This window comes from Yersinia sp. 2542 StPb PI (assembly GCF_048593855.1).
Classification (GTDB): Bacteria; Pseudomonadota; Gammaproteobacteria; order Enterobacterales; family Enterobacteriaceae; genus Yersinia; species Yersinia enterocolitica_E.
The window spans coordinates 1-8,144 of the sequence record NZ_JAZGQA010000187.1; the positions used below are offsets into that span (position 1 = coordinate 1).

An 8,144-nucleotide genomic window follows, 5' to 3' on the forward strand; every position below is an offset into this window, starting at 1 on the left:
GATTTTAATTGATAAAATAATGAAGAAGAGCCGCTTGTTCGAGAGAGAGAAGTGTGACTTTGGGCGGGTTAACATCACTACAACAGCAAAATGGTGAGCAATTAGGGTATTCCATTTCAAATGAAGTAAGAATACCCAAATCCTAATTATGGTTTTTCTGCGATTCTTTTCAGATATTCATTGTTTTTGAATGCGATCATGATCATTTCAAAACAGATTCGAGAAGTAAGGCCACCAGCAAGGATGCTAAAAAAGCCGCCGATGACGCTGGTATTTATCATTACAAATACGCCGGAAATAATGATGAGCACCAGTAAAAGCCAATATAAACCAGTAAGAATTTTTGGTGTTAGCAAAGCATCGAAAAAAAGTACATTCTTAAGCATTACGAAATCCTTCTTATTTGAGCGTTAAAATTCCAGCAGGGATTATGCATTAGCTTTAAACCTCTTGCCATACACAAACACTTACAAATATTATGGAATTATAATAATCAGATGATTCTCGTTATTACTGCTCAAATTGGGCACTTTAATTACTAAAAGTTCAGTATCATGCCAACGCCGACCTCTTCAATATAAACTGCATTAGCTAGGGCTATTTTGGCTTTAAGATCAGTACAGTGGCAGGGATAAACTGCTTTAGCATTGAGTTGTTTAAAATAGTCAGATGTTCTGGATAGAATATCACTACTGGCATTTAATAAATGAAAACCGCCAATAACTGCACGCACACGTTTATCGCTGGTAACTTTAATAGCATAATCGATAATATTGCAGATGCCAGAGTGAGAGCAGCCCGTGATTATTACGATACCTTCAGGGCTGGTATAAACCATTGCACTATCATCGGTAACAAAATCTTCAACTTTATGGCCGCAGCAATCGACAGTTTCACCAATGCCAATACCATGGTTTTTTCTTCTGGTGATAATGCCATAAACGCTAACATCATGTCTGCTAATACATCGTCGGCGGTATAGAAGTACGCTAGCGGTATTTGCAACACATCTGCGAGTTGTTGGGCTACCTCCATGCTGGCTTCATGTACACCTTTCTCGTAACGATTTATACGTGTACTTGCTACAAATTCATGGTCTCCAGCAGACAAAAATAAAAGCTACGTTATCCGTAGTATCGAACTCAAAATAAATTCACGAGTATATCTGCTCCTTTTACGACCAAGAGTTAGGTGGATACATGAGAAAAGACTGGCATCATGCGGATATTATTGCCGCTTTACATAAGCAGAATACTTTATTGGCTAAACTTTCACGCGTTGCGGGGTTAGCTTCATCGACATTAGCAAATGCGCTGATCCGTCCTTGGCCGAAAGGTGAGTGGTTGATTGCGAAAGCATTGAATATTCATCCGGCTGAGATCTGGCCGAGACGCTATTATGATGGAAATGGTGACTTAATTGACCGTAAAGCCAGAATCCGGGAAAAACAAGCTAAGCAATACCCAGCCCTTTCTGGGACAACCCTCGAAGTATACGGGCATCCTTAAGACGTTGGCTGAAAATATCACGTTGTTGTCGAGGAGAGTTCATCGCTACGATAGTCGTAGGTATGAATCACCTTAGATACTACGAATAACGTAATTATAGAAATGGCAGCAGATTAAATAGAAAATAGCCCGTGATCTCACGGGCTTTAAAGACATTTTTTGTGATGTATTAAAACTTACTCGATATTCTGGATCTGCTCGCGCATTTGCTCGATAAGCACTTTCAGTTCGATAGCGGAGTTGGTCACGTCGGCATTGATAGACTTTGATGCCAGCGTATTCGACTCGCGGTTAAATTCTTGCATCATAAAATCAAGGCGACGGCCTACCGCTTCTTTCTTCTTCAGAATATTGTGCGTTTCTTTAACGTGCGCTTCCAGGCGATCTAGCTCTTCGGCAACATCGACACGTTGCGCCATCAGCACCAATTCCTGCTCCAGACGGGTATTTTCCAGTTGGACTTGCGCTTCTTCCAGCTTATTGAGCAAGCGTTCACGTTGCCACTGCAAGATATTTGGCATATGCGCACGGACTTTAATCACTTCCGCACTAACACCATCAAGGCGCTGTTCGATAAGGGTTTTCAGTGCCGCACCTTCTGTTTCGCGGGAAACGATAAAGTCATCCAGCACGATATCCAATGCTTGCATTAGCTCGGTACTGATTGCGTCCAGATCCTGCTCTTCAGCGGCCATGACACCCGGCCAGCGCAGAATATCCACCGGATTTATCTCGCCTTCATCACTTTGCATTTTGACCCAGTTACCGGCTTCAACTAACTGCTTTGCCAGTTTTTCGTTAAGGATCAGAGAGCTTTGTGCGTTGGCATCCAGTTCAAAACGCAGGTTGCACTCGATTTTGCCGCGCGTTAAGCGGCCACGGATGCGTTCGCGGATAACTGGTTCCAGACTGCGAAATTGTTCAGGTAAGCGAATATAGGTTTCTAAATAGCGTTGGTTAACGGAACGCAGCTCCCAGGCTGCGCTACCCCATTCACCCTTAATGTCACGCCGAGCGTAAGCGGTCATGCTGCGGATCATTGTTGCGTACCCGTTTTAAAGAAAAGATGCAGCGATTATAGCCTCCGAGGCGCAGGCAGGATAGGCATTACATCACTAAGGCCGTATAATGCGCGACCAATATCGATTTAAAGCCGGAGAAAGCCCATGCGTCCAGCAGACCGAGCAGCACAACAAGTCCGCCCACTCACCCTGACCCGTAATTACACGAAACACGCTGAAGGTTCAGTATTGGTTGAGTTTGGCGATACCAAAGTATTGTGTACCGCCACGGTCGAAGAGGGTGTTCCGCGCTTTCTCAAAGGCCAAGGGCAGGGCTGGATAACTGCTGAATATGGCATGTTGCCGCGTGCTACTCATAGCCGTAATGCCCGTGAAGCCGCGAAAGGTAAACAAGGTGGCCGTACTTTAGAGATTCAGCGCCTGATTGCCCGTTCTTTACGTGCTGCGGTTGATTTGAAGAAATTAGGTGAGTTCACTATCACCTTAGACTGCGATGTGTTGCAGGCTGATGGTGGTACCCGTACTGCTTCAATCAGTGGTGCTTGTGTGGCTCTGGCCGATGCACTGAATAAACTGGTCGCGGCGGGTAAATTGAAAGCGAACCCGATGAAAGGTCTGGTTGCTGCAGTTTCTGTCGGTATCGTTAAAGGCGAGGCCCTTTGCGATCTGGAATATGTAGAAGATTCTGCCGCAGAAACGGATATGAATGTGGTGATGATGGAAGATGGCCGGATGATTGAGGTGCAGGGCACCGCAGAAGGCGAACCATTCAGTCACGAAGAACTCTTGTCGTTGCTGGCTCTGGCCCGTGGGGGAATAGAGACTATTTTCCAGGCACAGAAAGCAGTGTTAGCACAATAATTGATTAAGGCGACTTGCTAGTCGCCTTTTTTTTGCCTGCAATTTAGGTATCGAGTCAGTTAATAAAGCAGTTAACAAGAACAGTCACAATCTGGAGAGGAGAAGTACCCATGAAAGCCTATCAGCGCGATTTTATCGAGTTTGCGCTTAACAAGCAGGTGTTGAAGTTTGGCGAATTTACCCTGAAGTCTGGGCGGATTAGCCCCTATTTCTTTAATGCCGGATTGTTTAATACCGGGCTGGATCTGGCAAAACTCGGGCGTTTTTATGCCGCTGCCTTAGTAGATTGTGGTGTGGAGTTCGATCTGTTGTTCGGGCCAGCATACAAAGGTATCCCAATTGCGACGACGACGGCTGTTGCATTGGCAGAGCATCATGAGCGCGATGTGCCTTACTGTTTTAACCGTAAAGAAGCGAAAAATCACGGGGAAGGCGGCAGTCTGGTAGGTAGCCCATTACAAGGCCGAGTCATGCTGGTGGATGATGTAATAACCGCTGGTACTGCTATTCGTGAATCAATGGAGATTATCAATGCACAGGGCGCGACCCTGGCCGGCGTAATGATTTCATTGGACCGTCAGGAACGTGGCCGTGGTGAGATTTCAGCGATTCAGGAAGTTGAACGTGATTATCACTGCAAAGTGATTGCGATTGTGACGTTGAGTGATGTGATAAGTTATCTGGAAGAAAAACCAGAAATGGCTGATCATCTGGCAGCAGTGCGTGAATATCGCAAAGAATACGGTATCTAGCCACGGTATTGCTAAGCCAGCAAAAAGGGCCATCAGGCCCTTTTTTTATAGGTTTTTTGACTGCCGCGACTGAGCTTATTGCAACTGCGCCACAATCAGTGGCCAGCGGGCGTCAAACTCTTGTGTTGGCCGGTAGCGGAATTCTGAACGGACAAAGCGCGAAAGCATCCCTTCACAAAATGCCAGTAGTTGAGTCGCCAATAGCGCTTCATCATGTATAAAACCTTGCCCATCACGCAGTTTTTTCTCGCGCAAAACTTGACGCAATTGCACTTCAATACGTTCAAACAGTTGATTAATCCGCCCTTGCAGACGATCTTGCTCAAACATCAGTGCATGCCCGGTCATGATTCGGGTCAGGCCGGGGTTGCGTTCTGCAAACCCTAATACCAGTAGCAGGATTAGCCGGAGGCGATTAAACGTCTCTTTTTCATCTTGCAGAATCAAATTAATGCGGGACATCAGACTATCTTCAATAAACTCGATCAGGCTATCGAACATCCGCGTTTTACTGGGGAAATGTCGATAAAGCGCTGCTTCAGAAACCCCCACATTGGCGGCAAGTTTAGCGGTAGTAATGCGTTGGCTGCCATCACTGGATTCCAGCATCTGCGCTAAAGCCTGCAAAATCTCCTCGCGCCTGTTCCTTTTCGTATTCTGTTTTTCTGCCATGTCCGAGTAGACCCTTGCTAAAAATGACTTAATAACAAAAACCCAAATATCGGCCGCACTGGGTACCAAGCCCCGGCGGCTTATGTGATAGCTTTTTTACGATATTGAGGTCTAGGGTAGGTTATTGGCGCCCAGAATGACCAAAACCACCGGTACCACGTTCACTTTGGTCAAAATCCTCAACCAAATTGAATTCTGCTTGTACTACGGGAACAAACACCATCTGAGCGATGCGTTCGCCGGGTTCGATGGTAAAAGCCTGTTGACCACGGTTCCAGACTGACACCATCAATTGCCCTTGATAATCGGAATCAATCAGCCCCACCAGATTACCTAATACCACGCCATGCTTATGCCCCAAACCGGAGCGCGGCAGAATGACGGCGGCTAAAGCACTATCACCAATGTGTATGGCTAAGCCGGTAGGTAACAATGTGGTTTGCCCCGGCAGTAAATCAACTGCCTCGTCCAGACAGGCACGTAAATCCAGCCCGGCAGAACCTTCTGTAGCATAGGTTGGTAAAGGAAATTCATTGCCAACACGTGGGTCCAGAATTTTAATGTCGATTTTTTTCATCATAACGGCTGACAATCTCGTCTATTAAACGCTGACTGAGGAGGTGTTTATCGCTGAGCGGTAAACGTTTCTCTCCAGCCAGCCAAAAAAGGTGCAAGGCATTGGTATCACTGTTAAAACCATGCTCTGCGAGCGATACATCATTAGCGCAAATCAGATCCAGCTTCTTTCGCACTAGTTTTTGTCGCGCGTATTCTTCCACATTCTGGGTTTCGGCAGCAAATCCAACCACAAATGGTCGATTTTTAGCCATCGAAGCCACGCCGGCAACAATATCCGGGTTTTTCACCAACTTAAGGGTGATCTCATCACCCTGTTTTTTTATTTTCTCATCAGAAACTTGCTCTGCACGGTAATCCGCTACCGCAGCACAAGAAATAAAAATATTCTGCTGGGCTACGGTGTTCTGCACGACCTGCTGCATCTCAAGAGCACTGACAACATCAATGCGATTAACACCCGTCGGCGTGGAGAGATTCACCGGGCCTGCAATCAGCGTGACTTTAGCGCCTCTCGCGGCGGCGGCCTGAGCAATTGCGAAGCCCATCTTGCCCGAACTTTGATTACTGATAAAGCGCACCGGATCAAGTGCTTCACGCGTTGGCCCTGCGGTAATCATGACACTCAAATGTTGCAGGTCTTGTTTTGCAGAAAAATGACTGTCTGCCAGTGCGACGATTTCCAGCGGGTCCAGCATTCTTCCCGGCCCCACATCACCACAAGCCTGGCTGCCGCTGTCCGGCCCCCACAGCAACATTCCGCGATTAGCGAGAGTCTGCAAGTTCGTTTGGGTGGCCGTAGCACGGTACATCTGTTGATTCATGGCCGGAACAGCCGCAATAGGGGCTGCCGTGGCCAGGCAAACCGTGGTCAGTAGGTCATTTGCCATCCCCGCAGCAACCCGGGCCAGTAAATCAGCCGTAGCCGGAGCCATGATGACCAGATCAGCCCATTTACCTAACTCAATATGGCCCATGGCGGCTTCTGCCGCCGGATCGAGTAAATCATCTGAGACGGGATAACCCGAGACTGCCTGCAACGTGAGCGGCGTAATGAACGCTTTGGCGGCGGTCGTCATCACCACACGCACTTCTGCGCCCCTGTCGCGCAAGCGGCGTACCAGCTCAGGAGATTTATACGCGGCAATACCTCCGCTAATCCCGAGCACAATATGTTTGCCGGAAAGTCCCGTCATCATGATTGTCCGAATGAAAGCTGTAAGAGGCAATATTTTAGCATAACCGCTGAGCAGATTAGCTATCGGGCTGTCGCTTGATGTCATCAATCATCAAATTTGCGAAGCGTTTCGCATGCACTTAATCATGAGTTCGCCAGGCAGAAAGCCTTCTGTCATGCTGCACGTGCTGTTCTGGGATCACAGGAGCCAAAGGATGGATGAATGGTATGGGCAGATAGCCCCAAGGGAGAAATTACTGAAATACGGTGCAGCCATGCTGACCGATGCCGAGTTACTCGCTATTTTTCTGCGTACCGGTATTCCGGGAGTACACGTAATGCAGATGGCTGAATATCTGATTGAAGAGTTTGGCTCACTTCATGGGCTGATGTCGGCGGATTATCAGACGTTATGTGCTCAAAAAGGGATTGGTGCATCTAAATACAGCCAAATTCAAGCTATTGCAGAACTAGCCTGCCGTTGCTTTTCATCCCACCTGATGCGGGAAAGTGTTCTGCAAAATCCCGAAATTACCCAAAAGTTTCTACAAAATATTCTTTCCCACCGCGAACGAGAGATTTTTTTAGTCATGTTTTTGGATAACCAGCATCGTGTTATTCGCCATGAGGAGATGTTTACTGGTACCATTAGCAGCGTTGAGGTCCATCCGAGAGAAATTGTGCGTGAAGCGCTGAAGGTTAATGCCGCCGCGCTGATTCTGGCGCATAATCACCCCTCGGGTAAGGCTGAACCGAGCCAAGCCGACCGTTTGATTACTACGCAGGTGATAAAAGCCTGCTCATTATTAGATATTCGTGTGCTCGATCATTTAGTGGTTGGCCGGGGTGAATGTGTCTCATTTGCTGAACGGGGATGGCTTTAGAGCAATAATAATTGATCCTTTCAGGATCTTTAGCTGTTCGGGACTTGAGCACTTACGCTTCAGAGCGTATACTACGCCACCTTTGAGAATCTTGGGTTTGGCGTGAAGAGCCTATCTCAGCAGGTTTATAGCCTGGTGGCAGGGGTTTCTGACCTGATGACAGTGAGTCTTCTCAGTGAATTTGCTGAGATGGGCTCTAAAGCCTGACGAGGCGGCCAAATCCTATACGAAGCTCGAGCTGATTTGATTTTTGGAGAATAGACATGTCCCGAGTCTGCCAAGTTACTGGCAAGCGCCCGGTGAGCGGTAACAACCGTTCCCACGCAATGAACGCGACCAAACGCCGTTTTCTGCCGAACCTTCACTCTCACCGTTTTTGGGTTGAGGGCGAGAAGCGCTTTGTAACTCTGCGTGTATCTGCTAAAGGTATGCGTGTTATTGATAAGAAGGGTATCGAAACGGTCTTGGCCGAAATTCGTGCCCGCGGTGAGAAGTATTAAGGAACTGAATCATGGCTAAAGGTGTTCGCGAGAAGATCAAGCTGGTTTCTTCTGCTGGTACTGGTCACTTCTATACCACTACGAAGAACAAGCGTACTAAGCCGGAAAAATTGGAATTGAAGAAATTCGATCCAGTTGTCCGTCAACACGTGATCTATAAAGAAGCTAAAATTAAATAATTTTAATTTTGGT

12 protein-coding genes and 1 pseudogene are annotated in these 8,144 nt (G+C 47.2%); 6 read left to right on the forward strand and 7 right to left on the reverse strand.

Going from position 1 to position 8,144, the window contains the following annotated elements; genetic code table 11:
• Positions 1–146: 146 nt before the first annotated feature.
• The 3 genes and pseudogenes from V1952_RS17780 to V1952_RS17790 form a co-directional block, all read right to left on the reverse strand.
• Positions 147–386, reverse strand: coding sequence for a DUF4282 domain-containing protein (locus V1952_RS17780; protein WP_083161672.1), 240 nt, complete (start codon positions 384–386; stop codon positions 147–149).
• A 152-nt stretch (positions 387–538) separates the two neighbouring features.
• Positions 539–838, reverse strand: coding sequence for a hypothetical protein (locus V1952_RS17785; protein WP_420075237.1), 300 nt, complete (start codon positions 836–838; stop codon positions 539–541).
• A 53-nt stretch (positions 839–891) separates the two neighbouring features.
• A pseudogene (locus V1952_RS17790) lies at positions 892–1,110 on the reverse strand (helix-turn-helix domain-containing protein); the annotation flags it as partial.
• An 89-nt stretch (positions 1,111–1,199) separates the two neighbouring features.
• Here V1952_RS17790 and V1952_RS17795 point away from each other — a divergent pair.
• A complete protein-coding gene (locus V1952_RS17795) occupies positions 1,200–1,508 on the forward strand; it encodes a helix-turn-helix domain-containing protein (protein WP_420075238.1) in 309 nt (102 codons plus the stop codon).
• Positions 1,509–1,684: 176 nt separating this feature from the next.
• Here V1952_RS17795 and V1952_RS17800 read toward each other — a convergent pair whose 3' ends face one another.
• Positions 1,685–2,548: a YicC/YloC family endoribonuclease gene (locus V1952_RS17800; protein ID WP_005191086.1), complete on the reverse strand. Its 864-nt coding sequence runs from the start codon at positions 2,546–2,548 to the stop codon at positions 1,685–1,687.
• A 126-nt stretch (positions 2,549–2,674) separates the two neighbouring features.
• Between V1952_RS17800 and rph the strand changes: the two genes are divergently transcribed.
• Both rph and pyrE read left to right on the forward strand, forming a co-directional pair.
• Positions 2,675–3,391: a ribonuclease PH gene (rph, locus tag V1952_RS17805; protein ID WP_083161705.1), complete on the forward strand. Its 717-nt coding sequence runs from the start codon at positions 2,675–2,677 to the stop codon at positions 3,389–3,391.
• A gap of 110 nt (positions 3,392–3,501) precedes the next feature.
• The gene (gene pyrE, locus V1952_RS17810; RefSeq protein ID WP_083161707.1) at positions 3,502–4,143 is read left to right on the forward strand and encodes an orotate phosphoribosyltransferase; all 642 of its coding nucleotides are present in this window, start codon (positions 3,502–3,504) and stop codon (positions 4,141–4,143) included.
• 75 nt (positions 4,144–4,218) lie between these two features.
• On the opposite strand, the gene slmA is transcribed toward pyrE, so the two are convergent.
• The 3 genes from slmA to coaBC form a co-directional block, all read right to left on the reverse strand.
• The gene (slmA, locus tag V1952_RS17815; RefSeq protein ID WP_005191076.1) at positions 4,219–4,815 is read right to left on the reverse strand and encodes a nucleoid occlusion factor SlmA; all 597 of its coding nucleotides are present in this window, start codon (positions 4,813–4,815) and stop codon (positions 4,219–4,221) included.
• A 121-nt stretch (positions 4,816–4,936) separates the two neighbouring features.
• Positions 4,937–5,395: a dUTP diphosphatase gene (gene dut / locus V1952_RS17820; RefSeq protein ID WP_042568893.1), complete on the reverse strand. Its 459-nt coding sequence runs from the start codon at positions 5,393–5,395 to the stop codon at positions 4,937–4,939.
• Positions 5,373–6,590 (reverse strand): bifunctional phosphopantothenoylcysteine decarboxylase/phosphopantothenate--cysteine ligase CoaBC, encoded by a 1,218-nt coding sequence (gene coaBC, locus V1952_RS17825; RefSeq protein ID WP_372560144.1) that lies wholly within the window; start codon positions 6,588–6,590, stop codon positions 5,373–5,375. Before coaBC ends, dut begins: the two co-directional genes overlap by 23 nt.
• A gap of 193 nt (positions 6,591–6,783) precedes the next feature.
• On the opposite strand from coaBC, the gene radC reads away from it, so the two are divergent.
• From radC to rpmG, 3 genes are all read left to right on the forward strand, one after another.
• A complete protein-coding gene (radC, locus tag V1952_RS17830) occupies positions 6,784–7,452 on the forward strand; it encodes a RadC family protein (protein ID WP_083161712.1) in 669 nt (222 codons plus the stop codon).
• 263 nt (positions 7,453–7,715) lie between these two features.
• A complete protein-coding gene (gene rpmB / locus V1952_RS17835; protein ID WP_005164747.1) occupies positions 7,716–7,952 on the forward strand; it encodes a 50S ribosomal protein L28 in 237 nt (78 codons plus the stop codon).
• Between the two features lie 11 nt (positions 7,953–7,963).
• Positions 7,964–8,131 (forward strand): 50S ribosomal protein L33, encoded by a 168-nt coding sequence (rpmG, locus tag V1952_RS17840; protein WP_004392084.1) that lies wholly within the window; start codon positions 7,964–7,966, stop codon positions 8,129–8,131.
• Positions 8,132–8,144: the final 13 nt, after the last annotated feature.

Bases quoted from the DNA above. Each gene is read 5' to 3' on its own strand.
- V1952_RS17780 (WP_083161672.1), bottom strand. From the start codon at position 386: ATGCTTAAGAATGTACTTTTTTTCGATGCTTTGCTAACACCAAAAATT.
- V1952_RS17795 (WP_420075238.1), top strand. From the start codon at position 1,200: ATGAGAAAAGACTGGCATCATGCGGATATTATTGCCGCTTTACATAAG.
- radC (WP_083161712.1), top strand. From the start codon at position 6,784: ATGGATGAATGGTATGGGCAGATAGCCCCAAGGGAGAAATTACTGAAA.
- rph (WP_083161705.1), top strand. From the start codon at position 2,675: ATGCGTCCAGCAGACCGAGCAGCACAACAAGTCCGCCCACTCACCCTG.
- pyrE (WP_083161707.1), top strand. From the start codon at position 3,502: ATGAAAGCCTATCAGCGCGATTTTATCGAGTTTGCGCTTAACAAGCAG.
- slmA (WP_005191076.1), bottom strand. From the start codon at position 4,815: ATGGCAGAAAAACAGAATACGAAAAGGAACAGGCGCGAGGAGATTTTG.
- dut (WP_042568893.1), bottom strand. From the start codon at position 5,395: ATGATGAAAAAAATCGACATTAAAATTCTGGACCCACGTGTTGGCAAT.
- coaBC (WP_372560144.1), bottom strand. From the start codon at position 6,590: ATGATGACGGGACTTTCCGGCAAACATATTGTGCTCGGGATTAGCGGA.
- V1952_RS17800 (WP_005191086.1), bottom strand. From the start codon at position 2,548: ATGATCCGCAGCATGACCGCTTACGCTCGGCGTGACATTAAGGGTGAA.
- V1952_RS17785 (WP_420075237.1), bottom strand. From the start codon at position 838: ATGGTTTATACCAGCCCTGAAGGTATCGTAATAATCACGGGCTGCTCT.
- rpmB (WP_005164747.1), top strand. From the start codon at position 7,716: ATGTCCCGAGTCTGCCAAGTTACTGGCAAGCGCCCGGTGAGCGGTAAC.
- rpmG (WP_004392084.1), top strand. From the start codon at position 7,964: ATGGCTAAAGGTGTTCGCGAGAAGATCAAGCTGGTTTCTTCTGCTGGT.